We start from the raw sequence: 15,467 nt of genomic DNA, 5'->3' as shown, positions 1-15,467 counted from the left end.
AATAGAAGCCCCGCTCGCGCTGCGGCACATGCTAGGAAGCCCTGGTTTCCTGGGGTCGACGACAGGTTGTCAGCGTGCCGTTGGCGTGATGTTGGCAAAAACACCCGGTGTTTTTGCAAGAAAGACGCGTCGAAGCAGAGTGAGGGCATGTCTCCCAAACGTGGAACCGGCATTGGGGATAAAGGCATGGATAGGGCGTTTCCAGCGAATGTGTTTTTGCAGGTAACGCTTGATAATTTGACTGTAATTTCGGGAAGAAATTGCGGTTGTTCATATGCTTGAAGGAAGGGCAATGTGAGGTTCCGGAAAAATCCGGGCAACGGACCGGCTACTGGGGCGTTACGTAAAAGAGCGATGTGCGGCAACCATCCCGTTAAGGGGCTATCTATGGGAACGGCCACGACTTCGGAGGCTTTCTGGAAGGTGTTTCAACGCCTCGCCGGAGAGTGCGCTTGGGAAGTGTGCTTGCACCACAAATTAGTTGGAAAACGCACAGGACGAAAAGCATCTTTGATGCTGGTTCGCTTTGCGCTTCGCTCGCCTTGTGATTAGACTGGGTCCTGTGGTGTAACGCAAATGAGGTGTGCCAAATGACTCTGCGTGTATCTGGAAAGCATATGGACGTCGGTGAAGCTTTCACAACCCGGATCGTTGATCGGGTGAATGAAGCTGTCGGCAAATATTTCGATCATGGCTTTTCCGGACAGGTTACGGTCACCAAGTCCGGTTCGCGTTACAGTGCGGATTGCACTTTGCACCTCGATAGCGGTGCAACCCTGCAAAGCACTGGCGACGCGCAGGATCCGCAGTTGGCTTTTGAAGCGGCTGCAGACAAGATCGAAACCCGCCTTCGCCGCTACAAGCGCCGTCTGAAGTCGCGCCCGGCTACGCAGCCCGATGCGATCTATGACGACGTTGCATATCGTGTTATGGCACCGCTGTCGGAGGAAGAGGAGGATCTTCCGGCGGATTATGCACCAACTATCGTTGCGGAATCGTCCGTCGCTCTGCGCACCATGTCGGTGGCGTCGGCGGTCGTGGAACTGGATCTGATCGAGAACCCGGTTCTGGTATTCCGCAATGCCGGCAATGATGAAGTTAATATCGTCTACCGTCGCGCGGACGGCAATATCGGCTGGGTCGATCCATCGATGGTCACCCGCCAGGCCGCGCCACGCGCCTGACGGCAAACCTGAAGCGCACGCAGCGGATCGCGATTAGGCGGCCGCGTGCGCTTCCCAAAACCGGGCTTCAAAGGCCTGATTGAAGAAGGAACGGAGAGAATGGATCTTAGTGATCTGATTCAGCCCGGGGCGATTATCCCGGCGCTGAAAGCCAGCTCCAAAAAACAGCTTTTGCAGATTTTATCTGAGAAGGCTGCGGAACTGACCGGTCTCCCTGAGCGTGAAGTTTTCGAAACAATTCTCCAGCGTGAGCGCCTCGGTTCTACCGGGGTAGGCAATGGCGTTGCCATTCCACACGGCAAGCTGGCGAATATCAACAAAATAGCCGGAATCTTCGCTCGTCTGGAAACACCGGTCGATTTCGAGGCGCTGGACGATCAACCCGTCGATCTTGTTTTTCTGCTTCTCGCGCCGGAAAATGCCGGTGCGGATCATCTGAAGGCACTTTCGCGCATAGCCCGCATGCTGCGCGATGCCGACACTGTTGCCAAATTGCGCGGCACACATGACGCGCAGGCACTTTATTCATTCCTGACCGCTCAGCCGGCTTCCAACGCCGCCTGAGTTCAAAGAGTTTCTCGTAAACAAAACCGCCGTTCAGCTCGAACGGCGGTTTTGTTTGTTTGCTCGCAGAAACGATTTGCAGGGAAGAGAAACAGTGCAAGCAGAAACATATTCTGCCTCAAGACAACTCGCTATATTTGCGTGCGCCACAATCTTCCACACTGATTTCGTATGCGCGCGATACCGGCGATGGCCGGTATCGCATTAAACCTTAATGCAGCATCACCGTGCGCAGTTCATGGTCTTGAGCACCCTGTAGCGCGGTGGCACGAACATCGGAAAGGACGATTGGCTCACCGTTGGCGCCAAAAAGCGCCCAGAGTTCCAGGCCCGGCTCGATCGGTGGGAGGGCAGGGAAGCTGCGGGCAAGCTCATCAGAACGGATCTTGCGTACGTAGGCAACTTCACCTTCGCCGAGATGGGCGAATTCATTTTCGGTGAAAATATGTCTGTTCATGGTCTTAGCCTCCATTTCGTCGGCATGTCATTTGCGACCACGCCGCATCAGAGCTTCACTTCTTCAATATAGCTGTATTGTGCTGAACAAAAACTGAACAAGTTCAGTCCTTCACCGCTATGTTGATTCGTTTAACCAGTCGTTCGGGTTCTGGGCGGTCGAGATCGATGGCCAGAAGACCATTCTTCAGATCGCAACCAAGAACCCTCATACCGTCTGCCAGAACGAAAACGCGCTGGAATTGTCGGGCAGCGATGCCGCGATGCAGAAATTCGCGTTCGGTATCGTCGGTCTGGCGTCCGCGGATGACGAGCTGATTGTCTTCCGTCATGACTTCGAGGTCTTCGCTGGCAAAACCGGCCACCGCCAAAGTGATGCGCAGACGTTCGGAACCCGTCTCGCCGCGCAGGCGTTCGATATTATAGGGCGGATAACCGTCGCCGGATTTAGCAATCCGTTCCAGCGTCTTTTCCATCGTGTCGAATCCGAGCAGCAAAGGGCTCGAAAACGGTGTCATTCTTGTCATTGCATCAGTCCTTGATGAGAAGCGACCGTTAAGAAGAGAACCCTGACGGCGTATCTCTTCGCTAACTGATATGGCTTGTGAAAAGCCTGACTTCAAGGGCCAATCCGGATTCCCTCGTTGCAGCCTAGAACGAAGTACGGATGCGATATACCCGGAAATATTAGGAGTATTGCTATCGACGTGCCTCGGCGAGCGCTGTACCGAAAGCCGTCGCAAAGCTTTCACGATCATCCGGGGTAAGGAAGCTTCCGATCGCGACACTCTTTTCACGGCTCTCGATGCTCATGCCGGTAATTCCGATATCCGGTTTCCGCGCGACCTTGAACCGTGTCCAGAATGGATTGAAGCGATGCACGGTCATCTTGCCGGAGGCAGCGTATTTGCGAACATGCAAGACTGAGCGCGACACGGAGATTTCCTCGCGAGCGCGGGCTGCACGGTAATTCCAACGAAAGGCCAGATAAATCAGCAGCACGTCCAGACCGAAAAAGCCGAAGATCGGCCAGGCACCAATGGACCAGAAAAGAATACCGACGCACATCCAGCAGCCGATCAGGGCGCTCATCAAGATGGTAAAACCAGTCCGCCCCAGTGAACGATAGGGGGTGAGCAGGGCTTCGAAAATAGGTTTGTCGAACCGGTCAGGTTCCGCGCCGTCTGGATGATGCATAGCATTCAAGTCATCTGGCAGATTGTCCGCATCGTCTCGAGGGGGCTGCGTCAAGCTGCTGATTGTTTTGTCGATAGGGAAACCATTATAGAGGCGGAATGGAAAAGGCCAAAATCAAATCGCCTGTGAACGCTTCTCCCGCTGCCCGCCCTCAACGTCGGGTGCGTGGTACGCTTTATACGGCGGATGAAATTCATGAGATATTTCGCCGTTTCTCGATCCAGAGGCCGGAGCCCAAGGGTGAGCTTGAGCATGTGAATGCGTTCACACTTCTTGTTGCCGTGGTTTTGTCGGCACAGGCCACGGATGCGGGAGTTAACAAGGCGACGCGCGGGCTCTTTGCAATTGCCGATACGCCGCAGAAAATGCTGGCGCTCGGCGAAGAAAAGGTCGGTGACTACATTCGCACCATCGGTCTTTGGCGCAACAAGGCAAAGAACGTCATTCTCCTGTCTGAAGCCTTGATCCGCGATTATGGCGCTGAAGTGCCGGGGGACCGGGAGGAACTGGTGAAGCTGCCGGGTGTTGGCCGCAAGACGGCCAATGTGGTGCTGAATATGGCTTTCGGCCAGCCGACCATGGCAGTGGATACGCATATTCTGCGTATTGGAAACCGGATCGGTCTTGCGCCCGGCAAAACGCCGGAGGCCGTGGAAGCCATCCTCGTCCGGGTTATCCCGGCGGAATACATGCTTCACGCACACCACTGGCTGATCCTGCATGGGCGTTATGTTTGCAAGGCGCGCAAGCCGGAATGCGAGAAATGCGTGATTGCGGATATCTGCAAGTATCCGGCGAAAACCTGTGATGTCCCTGCGCCGCTTATCCTCTTGCCGCCGCAGGCGTGAGCCGGGCCTCGCGCTGCGAGACCGCCTTGTGAAGATGAACCATCATGGTTGCGGCAAAGAGCGGCGTCAGAAGATTGACGATGGGGATCGCCATAAAGCCCGCAATCAGCAGCCCGGCCAGAAAAACCGTTACGCCATAATGCGACCGTAGCGCCTTCGCCTCGGCCTCGGATCGATAGCGCATGGCTGCAAATTCGAAAAACTCCCGCCCGAGCAGATAGGCATTGATGACGAAGAAGGCGATCAGATTGACGCCGGGTATGAAGAGCATCAACAGCGCGACAATGTTGCCGAGGATGACGATGCCGAGAAACTTAAGCGAAACGAGGATGGAGCGACCGGTCGGCAATGGTGTGCCGAGGGGATCGTTCGGATAGTCTTCGCGCTCGACTACATCGGCCACGTCGTCGAGAAAGAGGCCCGCCACAAGCGCCGTGACGGGTGCGATCATCAATGCGAGCACGAGCGCCAGACCGAGGCCGGCGACAATGGCGGCAACGATACCGAGCCAGCCAGCCCATTCCGGCATGCCAGGCAGTATTTGTTCCATCCACGGCCAGGCAAAAGCAAAGAAGATTTGACGGACTGCGGCCCAAAGGCCGGTCAGAAGCAACAGTGTCAATCCGAGCGTCTTCCAGAAAACCGAACGCAACTCTGGTGTGGTCAGACGTTTCAGGGCTTTCAAGGCAGCATCTAAGATCATTTTCGACCCAGTTCTGAGTGTGGACGAAGACGGAAATAGGTATGTCTCCACCTTGGCGCAAGCTGCACTACCCACAATGCGGGAGGCGTGCAGGGTAGCCAAAGGGGTTGCAAACGGCTAAACCCGCACCCGAATATCTATCCGATCGTATCATGCTAAAGATAGATAGCTGGCGCCAAAGCCTCCTCCCGCCAAATAGTTGGGTGGGCTGGAGAATTGAAAAAAAGGGAGCTTCTCGCGCTCATGGCCACATTCGACGTTCTTTGCATCGGCAATGCCATTGTCGATATTATTTCGCGCACTGATGACTCTTTTCTGGAAACGAACGGTATCGTCAAAGGCGCGATGAACCTGATCGATGCGGAGCGTGCGGAATTGCTCTATAGCCGGATTGCGGGCCCGGCGACGGAAATGTCGGGTGGCAGTGCCGGAAATACGGCAGCAGGCGTAGCAAGCCTCGGCGGGCGCTCGGCCTATTTCGGCAAGGTGGCGACCGATCATCTGGGGCGTGTTTTTGCGCATGATATCCGTTCACAGGGCGTCGCCTTCGACACGCGCCCGCTGGAAAAAGGGTCACCGACCGCTCGCTCCATGATTTTCGTGACGCCGGATGGCGAGCGCTCGATGAATACCTATCTCGGCGCCTGCGTTGAGCTGGGACCGGAGGACGTCGAAACCTCGAAGGTATCCGATGCGAAGGTAACCTATTTCGAAGGCTATCTGTGGGATCCGCCGCGTGCCAAGGAAGCTATCGTCATGGCATCGAAAATCGCGCACGAGAAGAATCGCCAGATGGCGATGACGCTTTCTGATCCGTTTTGTGTCGACCGGTATCGCGAGGAGTTTCTGGAACTCATGCGCTCGCGCACCGTCGATATGGTCTTTGCCAATGAGGAAGAGGCCAAGTCGTTGTATAAGACGAAATCGCTTGAAACGGCGATTGCCGCCATGCGCATGGATTGTGCGCTTTCGATTGTCACCCGTTCCGAAAAAGGCGCGATCGTCGTCACGCCGGACCAGACCTTGACTGTTCCTGCCATCGAAATCGATACGCTGGTCGATACGACCGGAGCTGGTGATCTTTACGCAGCCGGTTTCCTTTATGGCTACACGAATGAGCGTTCGCTTGAAGATTGCGCTCGTCTTGGTTCGCTGGCGGCGGGTCTCATCATTCAGCAGATGGGACCGCGTCCGCAGCTCAGCTTGCAGGCTGCTGCGAGCCAGGCTGGTCTCGTATAAGGTTTACTCCGGCCTGATGATCCGGTCGCGCTGGAGCTCTTCTTCCGTGCGTCCGGGTCGGCTTTTATAAACGGGCAGCGTCCAGCCGAAATAAAGTGCGCCCCCGCGAATGACAAACGCGGTCAAAGCTGCGGCGATTGCACATATGGCTGGTTCAAGCTGCAGCCAGGCAAGCAGAACATAAAGACACGCACCAGCGAGCGACGCCGTGACATAAATTTCACGGCGCATCAGCACGGAAGGTTCGCCAGCCACCATATCGCGCAGTATGCCGCCAAGCGTGGCAGTGGAAATACCGGTCACGATAGCGACGGATGGCCCGAAACCGAGCGCGAGCCCCTTGGCCGCACCCAGTACCGTATAAGCCGCCATGCCGATGGCATCGAGCCAGAGAAGGACGCGGTAGCGCGACTCGACCATATGAGCCGTGAAATAAACGAAGATGGCTGCCAATGTACCCGCAAGCAGATAAGTGGGTTCGACAACCCAGAAAACCGGCGCGCCGAGTACAAGATCACGCAGCGTTCCGCCACCAATGCCGGTGATATTGGCAAGGAACAAAAAACCGATAATGTCGAGTTGGCGGCGCGAAGCGGCAAGAGCGCCGGTCGCAGCGAAAACGAAAACGCCTGCGAAGTTCAAAAACTCAGGAATCGTCACGCTGCCGGTCTCCTCCATACATCCAGTGACAATTTTTCACCGGTTCGCTGCAATAGCAATATGCACTTCATTGCAAATTGGACCGTAGATATGAAAAGAGCGGCAGACAAAGCCGCCGCTCCAGGTTCATCAGTTATTACTGAAATCAGGCATTGCCCTCAGAAACAGCTCCGCCATTATCGACGGCTATCTTCGGGCCTCCCTTTGACACACCGACCATAGCGGGGCGCAGAACCCGGTCGCCAATGGCGTAACCAGCCTGCACAACCTGCACGACTGTGTTGTTCGGCAGATCTGGATTTGGCACTTCGAACATGGCCTGATGGAAGTTCGGGTCGAACTTCTGGCCTTCCGGCTCCAGCTTGGTGACGCCGTGGCGTTCCAGAGCTTGCAGCATGGCGCGTTCGGTCATCTCGACGCCTTCCGCCAGAGACTTCAGGCTGGCGTCAGTTGCCAGCGCATCGGCAGGAATAGCCTCGAGTGCACGGCGCAGATTGTCGGAAACCGACAACATGTCACGTGCGAAATTGGTCACGGCATAGGTGCGTGCATCCTGCACATCACGCTGGGTGCGCTTGCGTAGATTTTCCATCTCTGCCGCAGCGCGCAATAGCTGGTCCTTCAGTTCGCCGTTGTCTGCTTCGAGCGCGAGAAGCCGGTTTGTGGTTTCATCAGCCGCGTTTTCCGCTTCGTCTTCCGCAACCTCGGCGCTGGCTTCCGCCTTGCGCGCTTTCAGGAAATCGGCGGCAGCCCGATTCAGCGCCTCACGATCCCTTGGATTGTTGATGTCGCGCTGCTCAAGATCGGGGTTCTGGGTTTTGTTCTTTTCGTCAGACATAATGCTTCTTCCGTCTTGAATATCTTCTGGGGCGGATATCGAGTTTCATACCATTAAAATCAAGGCTTAATTTCTGCTGACCCGGTAAGATTGACATCTCACCGCAACAGCCTGGACACGATCTGCGCCGTATAGTCCACCATCGGAACGATACGTGCGTAATTGAGACGGGTCGGGCCAATGACGCCGAGCGCCCCAACCACCCGTTGTTCGCTGTCGCGATAGGGCGCGACCACCAGCGACGAGCCTGACAGCGAAAACAGCTTGTTTTCCGAGCCGATGAAAATGCGCACACCCGAACCGGTTTCGGCCAAATCCAGAAGCTGGACCATGCCGTCCTTGGTTTCCAGATCGTCGAAGAGATGGCGCAGACGCTCGATATCTTCCTGGGCGTGAATGTTTTCCAGAAGATTGGCGCGGCCGCGCACGATCAGCCGTGACGGCTGGTCAGAGCCGGTACCGCCCCAGACGGCAAGGCCCTGTTCGACAAGTTCCTGTGAAAGCTGGTCCAGCTCCTGACGGGTTTCCTCCATCAGCACCTTCAGCTCGGCCTTGGCTTCGGAAAGCGTATGGCCGTGAATATGGGCGTTGAGGAAATTCGAGGCTTCGACCAGTTGCGATGCGCTGATGCCGACCGGCAGATTGATGACGCGGTTTTCCACATCGCCATTCTGCATCACCAGCACGGCAAGCGCACGGGTCGGCTCCAGCCGCACGAATTCGATATGCTTGAGCGCGCCTTCCGTCTTGGTAGCGAGCACGAGGCCGGCGCCACGCGAAAGGCCCGACAGAACCTGACTTGCCTCGGTCAGCACACTTTCGACCGAATTGCTGTTGCCGGCGGCGCGCACCTGCGCCTCGATGGACGAGCGTTCCCCTGGCGCCAGATCGCCGACTTCCATAAAGGCATCAACGAAAAAGCGCAGGCCGATTTGCGTCGGCAGACGGCCCGCCGATATATGCGGCGCATAGATCAGGCCCAGATGCTCCAGATCGCTCATCACATTGCGAATGGTGGCAGGCGAGAGCGAATGCGGCAGCAGGCGGGACAGATTGCGGGACCCGACCGGATCGCCGTCGTTGAGATAGCTCTCGACGACCAGCCGGAAAATTTCGCGCGACCGTTGGTCGAGCGAATTCAGAAGCTGATGTTCAGGCGATTTCATCATGATATGGCGGCGAACCTGTTGATTGGTTGCCCTAAATATAAGGTTGCTGCGCGAAGCGTCAAAGCCTTTAGCTTCACACTGGCATTCCTCTCAACACTTCTCGACATGTCTTTGGGCTATCGAAGCGCAAAATTCCTTTCTATTTGCGCTCGGGGAGCCTAAAAAGCCGCACGGAAAACTTTGAATCCCAAAAAACTCGATCAAGGAATTTGATATATGCGTCCATCCAAGCGTGCTGTCGACGAAATGCGCGCCGTCTCTTTCGAGCGCGGCATCTCCAAACATGCGGAAGGCTCCTGCCTGGTCAAATTCGGCGATACGCATGTTCTGTGCACGGCAAGCCTTGAGGAAAAGGTGCCGGGCTGGATGCGCAACACCGGCAAGGGCTGGGTCACGGCGGAATACGGCATGCTGCCGCGTTCGACTGGCGACCGCATGCGCCGCGAAGCCGCCGCTGGCAAACAGGGCGGACGCACGCAGGAAATCCAGCGTTTGATCGGACGCAGCCTGCGCGCCGTCGTGGACATGCAGGCGCTTGGCGAAGTACAGATCACGGTGGACTGCGATGTCATTCAGGCCGATGGCGGCACGCGTACGGCAGCCATCACCGGCGGCTGGGTGGCGTTGCATGAATGCCTGAGCTGGATGGAAGCGCGCCAGATGGTGCGGGTCGAGAAGGTGCTGAAGGACCATGTCGCCGCCATTTCCTGCGGCATCTATGAAGGTGCACCGGTTCTCGATCTGGACTATGCGGAAGATTCCGTCGCGCAGACCGACAGCAATTTCGTCATGACCGGCACGGGCGGCATCGTTGAAATTCAGGGCACCGCCGAAGGCACGCCTTTCTCGGAAGAAGAGTTCCTGAACCTGATGAAGCTGGCGCGCAGCGGTGTCGATCGCCTCGTGTCGTTGCAGAAGATGGCGGTAGCTTAAGAGCCCGAATCAAAAAAGCGTATTTGCAGCCGCACAGGACGACTTTTGGAACAGGCTCTGATAGGACAGTGTCCGCTCCATCTGAATGAGGAGACCTGATCCATGCGCGCTGCACGTATTCTTGAAACGGCACTCTATGTTCGCGACGTCGCGGAAGCGGTAAAATTCTATCGCAACACGATGGGGCTGGAACCGGTAGGCCAGATCAGCGAGCGCAACGCTTTCTTCCGCTGCGGCGAGGGCATTTTGCTGCTCTTCAAGGCGGAAGAAACCTTGAAGCCGCCTTTGCCCGGCCACTTGCCTGTGCCGCCGCATGGCACGACGGGGCCGGGTCATGTATGTTTTGCCGCAAGCCGCGCTGAGATCGAGGGCTGGCGGGAACATCTGGAAAGGCATGGCGTCGCCATTGAGGCCGATTTTGATTGGCCTAATGGCGCACATTCGATTTATTTCCGCGATCCGTCCGGCAATTCGCTGGAGATTGCCGAACCCAAACTATGGAATTGAAAATGAGAACGCTGGAAAAGGGCAAGCTGATTGTCGCCTCGCACAATGCGGGCAAGCTGAAGGAATTCGACGGGCTGATCGGCCCGTTTGGTTTCGATGTCAGCTCTGTTGCCGCTCTTGGCCTGCCGGAGCCGGACGAGACCGGCACCACGTTTGAGGAAAACGCCTATATTAAGGCCCTTGCAGCGGCTGAAGCCACCGGGTTGCCCGCATTGTCCGACGATTCCGGCCTGATGGTCGATGCGCTGGACGGCGAGCCCGGCGTCTACACCGCCAACTGGGCCGAGACCGAAGACGGCACGCGTGATTTCGACATGGCGATGCGCAAGGTCGAAGATCTTTTGCAGGAAAAGGGTGCCACGGGCCCAGACAAGCGCGGCGCGCGTTTCGTCTCCGTCATTTGCCTTGCATGGCCGGACGGCGAAGCGGAATATTTTCGCGGAGAGGTGGAAGGCGTGTTGATATGGCCTCCACGCGGCACGACCGGTTTCGGCTATGATCCGGTGTTCCTGCCGGACGGCCATGACAAGACCTTTGGCGAAATGACCGCCGATGAGAAGCACGGCTGGAAGCCGGGCGATGCCGAGGCCCTGTCGCACCGCGCCCGGGCCTTCAAGCTTTTCGCCGAAAAGGCGCTCAACGTGGAGCAGGCTTCCGTAAAATGAACAAGCTTTTTCCCCCTTTGCAGGCAATTGATGCTGCCAGCGCGTTTCCTATCGCGCGGGTAAACGGGGAAAATGCGTTCGGCGTTTATGTGCATTGGCCGTTCTGTCTGGCCAAATGCCCTTATTGCGACTTCAACAGCCATGTCCGTCACAAGCCGGTGGATCAGGCTCGTTTTTCCGAAGCGTTCCGGCGCGAGATGGAAACGCTGCGCGAACGCACCGGCCCGCGCACCGTCACGAGTATTTTTCTGGGCGGCGGCACGCCATCGTTGATGCAGCCCGAAACGGTGGGCGCGCTACTCGACAGCATTGCATCGCATTGGACTGTCGCACCGGACATCGAAGTGACGCTGGAAGCCAACCCAACCAGTGTGGAAGCCGACCGTTTTCGCGGCTATCGCGCGGCAGGCGTCAATCGCGTGTCGCTCGGCATTCAGGCGCTAAACGACCCCGACTTGCGCCGTCTTGGGCGCATGCATTCGGTCGAGGAAGCGAAGGCTGCCATTCGTCTGGCGCGTGAGATTTTCCCGCGTCTGTCCTTCGATCTGATCTATGCGCGTCCGAACCAGAGCATCGAGGCATGGCGCGAAGAGCTGAAGGAAGCCATCGGACTGGCTGCCGATCACCTTTCGCTCTACCAGCTCACGATAGAGGAAGGCACGCAGTTCTATAATCTCTGGAAGGCTGGCAAGCTGACCACGCCGGAGCCGGATCACGCCGCAGCGCTCTACGAGGAAACACAGAGGATTACGGCAGAGCACGGTCTTCCGGCCTATGAAGTTTCCAACCATGCGGTACCGGGGCGTGAGTCCCAGCACAATCTCGTCTATTGGCGCTATGGGCAATATGTCGGGATCGGTCCCGGTGCGCATGGCCGTTTCGTGGAAAATGACGTTCGCACCGTAACGATTACGGAAAAGCATCCGGAAACCTGGCTCGACAAGGTTGAGCGACACGGCCACGGCATTATCGAGGAAGAATATCTCAATGGCGAGCAGGAGGGCGACGAGTTCCTGATGATGGGGCTTCGTCTGCGCGAAGGCATCGATCTGGATCGCTACAAGCGGCTATCGGGCCATGATGTTGACCAGAAGCGTCTGACGAAACTGATCGCTGAGGGCATGATCGAGCCGATGGGTGGCAGCATCATTCGCGCAACGCCGGATGGTGCACTGGTGCTGGATGCGCTGGTGGCCGATCTGGCCGCATAAAGGACGTAGAATGACGGAAGAAACAAGCGCCCAGAATATTGGCGACGCACGGCGCGATTATGTGGTGGGCGGCACAGCCATGCGCGCCCGTCCGCTGGAGCCCGCGCTTTATATCGTGTCGACGCCGATTGGTAATCTTGGCGACATGACGTTGCGCGGGATCGAAACGCTGGCTTCCGTCGATATTTTGGCCTGTGAAGATACGCGCGTGACCCGCGTTCTTCTCGACCGCTACGGCATTTCCCGCCGTCCGATCAGCTATCACGAGCACAATGCCGCAGAAGCCGGTGAAAAGCTGATTGCCGCGCTGACAGCGGGCAAAAGCGTTGCGCTGGTGTCCGATGCGGGCACGCCGCTCGTTTCCGATCCGGGCTTTCGTCTGGTCGGTGAGGCGCGCGAGGCCGGTATTCGTGTCGTCCCCATTCCGGGTGCTTCCGCCGTTCTGGCCGCACTTGCCGCTTCGGGCCTGCCGACCGACGCCTTCATGTTCTGCGGCTTCCTGCCGTCCAAGCACGGGCAAAAACAGACGAAGCTTGAAAGCCTCAAGGGCATCGACGCAACGCTGGTGTTTTATGAATCGCCAAACCGGACAGCGGCGACGCTGGCCGAAATGGCCCAAGTGTTCGGGCCGGATCGTCTGGGCGCGCTTTGCCGCGAACTGACCAAGGCTTATGAGACCATTCGCACCGCGCCGCTGGGCGAACTGGCGAATGAATTCGACGGCGAGGATCGCATTCGTGGCGAAGTCGTTCTGCTGGTCGGCCCGCCGACGGGCAATACTATTCCGCAAAGCGAGGAAGACATCGACAAGCTGCTTCTGTCGCTTGCCGCCGAACTGCCGCCATCCAAGGCCGCAGGCGAGGCCGCGCGCATGACGGGCGGACAGAAATCGGTTCTCTATCAGCGCCTCATGCAACTGAAATCGGATCAGCGATGACAGACCTCCGCGAGAAAAAGCGAATTGCTTTCTTTCGCGGACACAGCGCCGAACGCTTTGCTTCCGTGCTTCTTCTTCTGAAAGGCTTTCGGATTGTCGCGCGGCGCTATCGAACGCGACTTGGCGAAATCGATCTGATCGCCCGGCGGGGCAATCTGGTGCTCATCGTCGAGGTCAAGGCGCGCAGCAGTCTGGAAGCAGCGCAATTGGCCGTCACGCCGCCGGCCATGCGCCGTATCGAAGCCGCAGCCGATCTCTGGCTGCAACGCCAGCCCGACCATGCCCGCTTGTCGCTGCGTTTCGATCTGATTGCCGTACTGCCGCGCCGCTGGCCCAAACATGTTCCGGCCTTCTTTACGAGCGGCGATTATCGGTAACCGATATCTATAAGCCTATGTAAACCCTATAAAAATTGTGGGATATATTTCCGGCCTTATGGGAAATTAAAATCCCGCAATCGACTGTTTTGAGAAAAAGTGATGCTCGCCGTGATTTTCACGCGCAAGCCCGTTTCTTATAAATCTTTCGCTCTCCATGGATAATGGCGCCATCTTAAAAGGATGGTCTCCGTGTCTTTACCGCAAAAGCGTTTACTGGCTGATTTTCCTGCCTTCTTCCGGGTGTCGGAAGAGGTGGTTGTCGTCGTTGGCGGCGGCGAGGAAGCTTTGAACAAGGCGCGCCTCGTGGCGCAGACATCCGCACGCCTTCGCATCGTTGCCGAAGAAGCGGAACATCATCTGGCCGATTTCATCGCGAGCCATGGTGCGGAGCATGTGGTTGCACCTTTTGCGCCGGAACATGTTGAAGGCGCAAAGCTTGTTTTCGTGGCGACCGGCGATGAAGCGCAGGATCGCGCCATTGCTGCCATGGTCAAGGCCGAGAAGGTTCCGGTCAATGTTGTCGACCGTCCCGCACTTTGCGACTTCCTGACGCCTGCCATCGTCAACCGCGCGCCGCTGACGATTGCGATTGGTTCGGAAGGAAGCGCTCCGGTCCTGGCGCAGATGGTTCGCGCGCGTATCGATGCCGCCTTTTCGCCGCGCCTTGGCGAGCTTGCGCATTTTGCCGAAAGCTGGCGACCGCTGGTCGAGCGCGCATTACCCAAGGGGCTGGCGCGCCGCAGTTTCTGGCGCGGGTTCTTTTCGGGCCGTGTTGCCAGCGCCATCGAAAATGGCGACCGCGTTGAAGCCTACAAGGCTGCGAGCGACCTGATCGAGCAACGTGACAATGCCGCTGGCTATGTCTGGCTGGTCGGCGCCGGTCCGGGTGCTGAAGACCTGCTGACCTTGCGCGCGCATCGCGCTCTGATGGAAGCCGATGTCATCGTGCATGATGCGCTGGTGCCGGAAGGCGTCATTGCCATGGGCCGCCGCGATGCCGAGCGTCTTGCCGTCGGCAAGCGCAAGGGCTGCCATTCCAAAAGCCAGGAAGAGATCAACCGCCTGCTGGTTTCGCTGGGGCGGGAAGGCAAGCGCGTTGTGCGGCTGAAATCCGGCGATCCGCTGGTGTTCGGACGCGCAGGTGAAGAAATGGCAGCGCTGCGTGCCGCCGGTATCGGTTTCGAAATTGTGCCCGGCATCACTTCTGCCTTTGCCGCCGCTGCCGATATGGAATTGCCGCTGACGCTGCGCGGTGTCGCCTCGTCGCTGGTGTTCACCACCGGTCATGACATGACGGGCGATGTGCTGCCAGGTTGGGCGAAGCTCGCCGTCTCCGGTGCAACCATCGCCGTTTATATGGGCTCCACGGTCGCGGCATCGGTTGCCGCGCGCCTGATTGGTGCGGGCCTGCACGAAGATACCGCCGTGGCGGTGGTGGAAAATGCGAGCCGACAGGACAAGCGCCTGTTTCACGGCACGCTGAAGGATTTGCCGGATCTGGAAAGCCGCAGAGAGCTTTCCGGCCCGGTCATGGTGATCATTGGCGATGCGGTCGCCGGTGCTGCAATCGATAAAGCCGAAGCGCTGGCTCTCAAGCCGGTTTCCGTCGCAGCCTAAACCCGCAGGATGCGCGGTTAACAAAAGTTTGGAGTTTGGAAATGGTCGTAAAAGTTCTCACTGCAAACCGGCTGATCGACGGGCAGGCTGTTTGGCTCGGTGCCGATGGTTCGTGGCAGGTGACCATCGACGGCGCGTTGATCGCCCGCCATGCGGAAGCCGTGACGGCGCTTGAAGAGGCGGGCAAGGTTGCAGCGAAAGCCAATCTTGTCGTCGATGTGAATGTGATTGATGTCGAGGAGCGAGCAGAGGGGCTTTACCCGATCCGCCTGCGCGAACGCATCCGCCTTTCCGGCCCGACCATCGTGACCTTCGGTGATCTGCCCCTTGATAAGCCTGCTTTGAAGCGCGCCTCCTGA

The 15,467-nt window shown here is 57.6% G+C and carries 19 protein-coding genes; 12 read left to right on the top strand and 7 right to left on the bottom strand.

The window, feature by feature from the left end; translation table 11 throughout:
• Nucleotides 1–590 precede the first annotated feature (590 nt).
• On the top strand, nucleotides 591–1,184 hold the full coding sequence (hpf, locus tag FIB18_RS08725) for a ribosome hibernation-promoting factor, HPF/YfiA family (RefSeq protein ID WP_105540902.1): 594 nt from the start codon (nucleotides 591–593) through the stop codon (nucleotides 1,182–1,184).
• Nucleotides 1,185–1,283: 99 nt separating this feature from the next.
• Complete coding sequence (gene ptsN / locus FIB18_RS08720) at nucleotides 1,284–1,748, top strand: PTS IIA-like nitrogen regulatory protein PtsN (RefSeq protein WP_006465889.1); 465 nt, start codon at nucleotides 1,284–1,286, stop codon at nucleotides 1,746–1,748.
• Nucleotides 1,749–1,959: 211 nt separating this feature from the next.
• Here the strand turns inward: ptsN and FIB18_RS08715 are convergent, their stop codons facing one another.
• The 3 genes from FIB18_RS08715 to FIB18_RS08705 form a co-directional block, all read right to left on the bottom strand.
• Complete coding sequence (locus FIB18_RS08715) at nucleotides 1,960–2,205, bottom strand: BQ00720 family protein (RefSeq protein WP_140020317.1); 246 nt, start codon at nucleotides 2,203–2,205, stop codon at nucleotides 1,960–1,962.
• 103 nt (nucleotides 2,206–2,308) lie between these two features.
• Complete coding sequence (locus FIB18_RS08710) at nucleotides 2,309–2,731, bottom strand: Hsp20 family protein (protein WP_105540905.1); 423 nt, start codon at nucleotides 2,729–2,731, stop codon at nucleotides 2,309–2,311.
• Between the two features lie 172 nt (nucleotides 2,732–2,903).
• Entirely contained in the window at nucleotides 2,904–3,401 is a 498-nt protein-coding gene (locus FIB18_RS08705; RefSeq protein WP_140020316.1) for a DUF2244 domain-containing protein, read from the bottom strand.
• Between the two features lie 98 nt (nucleotides 3,402–3,499).
• On the opposite strand from FIB18_RS08705, the gene nth reads away from it, so the two are divergent.
• Nucleotides 3,500–4,249: an endonuclease III gene (nth, locus tag FIB18_RS08700; protein ID WP_140020315.1), complete on the top strand. Its 750-nt coding sequence runs from the start codon at nucleotides 3,500–3,502 to the stop codon at nucleotides 4,247–4,249.
• Here nth and FIB18_RS08695 read toward each other — a convergent pair.
• On the bottom strand, nucleotides 4,224–4,952 hold the full coding sequence (locus FIB18_RS08695) for a sulfate transporter family protein (protein ID WP_140020314.1): 729 nt from the start codon (nucleotides 4,950–4,952) through the stop codon (nucleotides 4,224–4,226). The two genes, nth and FIB18_RS08695, sit on opposite strands and share 26 nt — an antisense overlap.
• A 243-nt stretch (nucleotides 4,953–5,195) precedes the next feature.
• Between FIB18_RS08695 and FIB18_RS08690 the strand changes: the two genes are divergently transcribed.
• Nucleotides 5,196–6,191: an adenosine kinase gene (locus tag FIB18_RS08690; protein WP_140020313.1), complete on the top strand. Its 996-nt coding sequence runs from the start codon at nucleotides 5,196–5,198 to the stop codon at nucleotides 6,189–6,191.
• Between the two features lie 3 nt (nucleotides 6,192–6,194).
• Here the strand turns inward: FIB18_RS08690 and FIB18_RS08685 are convergent, their stop codons facing one another.
• The 3 genes from FIB18_RS08685 to hrcA form a co-directional block, all read right to left on the bottom strand.
• Nucleotides 6,195–6,851, bottom strand: coding sequence for a trimeric intracellular cation channel family protein (locus FIB18_RS08685; RefSeq protein WP_140020312.1), 657 nt, complete (start codon nucleotides 6,849–6,851; stop codon nucleotides 6,195–6,197).
• A 145-nt stretch (nucleotides 6,852–6,996) separates the two neighbouring features.
• The gene (gene grpE, locus FIB18_RS08680) at nucleotides 6,997–7,689 is read right to left on the bottom strand and encodes a nucleotide exchange factor GrpE (RefSeq protein ID WP_140020311.1); all 693 of its coding nucleotides are present in this window, start codon (nucleotides 7,687–7,689) and stop codon (nucleotides 6,997–6,999) included.
• Nucleotides 7,690–7,787: 98 nt separating this feature from the next.
• The gene (gene hrcA / locus FIB18_RS08675; protein WP_140020310.1) at nucleotides 7,788–8,858 is read right to left on the bottom strand and encodes a heat-inducible transcriptional repressor HrcA; all 1,071 of its coding nucleotides are present in this window, start codon (nucleotides 8,856–8,858) and stop codon (nucleotides 7,788–7,790) included.
• A gap of 216 nt (nucleotides 8,859–9,074) precedes the next feature.
• Between hrcA and rph the strand changes: the two genes are divergently transcribed.
• The 8 genes from rph to FIB18_RS08635 all read left to right on the top strand — a co-directional run bounded on the left by rph (nucleotide 9,075) and on the right by FIB18_RS08635 (nucleotide 15,467).
• Nucleotides 9,075–9,791 (top strand): ribonuclease PH, encoded by a 717-nt coding sequence (rph, locus tag FIB18_RS08670; RefSeq protein ID WP_140020309.1) that lies wholly within the window; start codon nucleotides 9,075–9,077, stop codon nucleotides 9,789–9,791.
• Between the two features lie 102 nt (nucleotides 9,792–9,893).
• Complete coding sequence (locus FIB18_RS08665) at nucleotides 9,894–10,298, top strand: VOC family protein (protein WP_140020308.1); 405 nt, start codon at nucleotides 9,894–9,896, stop codon at nucleotides 10,296–10,298.
• Nucleotides 10,299–10,300: 2 nt separating this feature from the next.
• Nucleotides 10,301–10,963, top strand: coding sequence for an RdgB/HAM1 family non-canonical purine NTP pyrophosphatase (rdgB, locus tag FIB18_RS08660; protein WP_140020307.1), 663 nt, complete (start codon nucleotides 10,301–10,303; stop codon nucleotides 10,961–10,963).
• A complete protein-coding gene (gene hemW / locus FIB18_RS08655) occupies nucleotides 10,960–12,174 on the top strand; it encodes a radical SAM family heme chaperone HemW (RefSeq protein ID WP_140020306.1) in 1,215 nt (404 codons plus the stop codon). Before rdgB ends, hemW begins: the two co-directional genes overlap by 4 nt.
• A 10-nt stretch (nucleotides 12,175–12,184) precedes the next feature.
• Nucleotides 12,185–13,111: a 16S rRNA (cytidine(1402)-2'-O)-methyltransferase gene (rsmI, locus tag FIB18_RS08650; protein WP_140020305.1), complete on the top strand. Its 927-nt coding sequence runs from the start codon at nucleotides 12,185–12,187 to the stop codon at nucleotides 13,109–13,111.
• A complete protein-coding gene (locus FIB18_RS08645; RefSeq protein ID WP_140020304.1) occupies nucleotides 13,108–13,488 on the top strand; it encodes a YraN family protein in 381 nt (126 codons plus the stop codon). The genes rsmI and FIB18_RS08645 overlap by 4 nt, the downstream gene beginning before the upstream one ends.
• A gap of 183 nt (nucleotides 13,489–13,671) precedes the next feature.
• A complete protein-coding gene (gene cysG / locus FIB18_RS08640) occupies nucleotides 13,672–15,108 on the top strand; it encodes a siroheme synthase CysG (RefSeq protein WP_140020303.1) in 1,437 nt (478 codons plus the stop codon).
• Between the two features lie 41 nt (nucleotides 15,109–15,149).
• Entirely contained in the window at nucleotides 15,150–15,467 is a 318-nt protein-coding gene (locus tag FIB18_RS08635) for a DUF2849 domain-containing protein (RefSeq protein WP_140020302.1), read from the top strand.

It is taken from the genome of Brucella pecoris (genome assembly GCF_006376675.1).
Classification (GTDB): Bacteria; Pseudomonadota; Alphaproteobacteria; order Rhizobiales; family Rhizobiaceae; genus Brucella; species Brucella pecoris.
The sequence above is the reverse complement of the archived record's forward strand: the minus strand, read 5'-3'. Positions and strand labels throughout refer to the sequence as shown.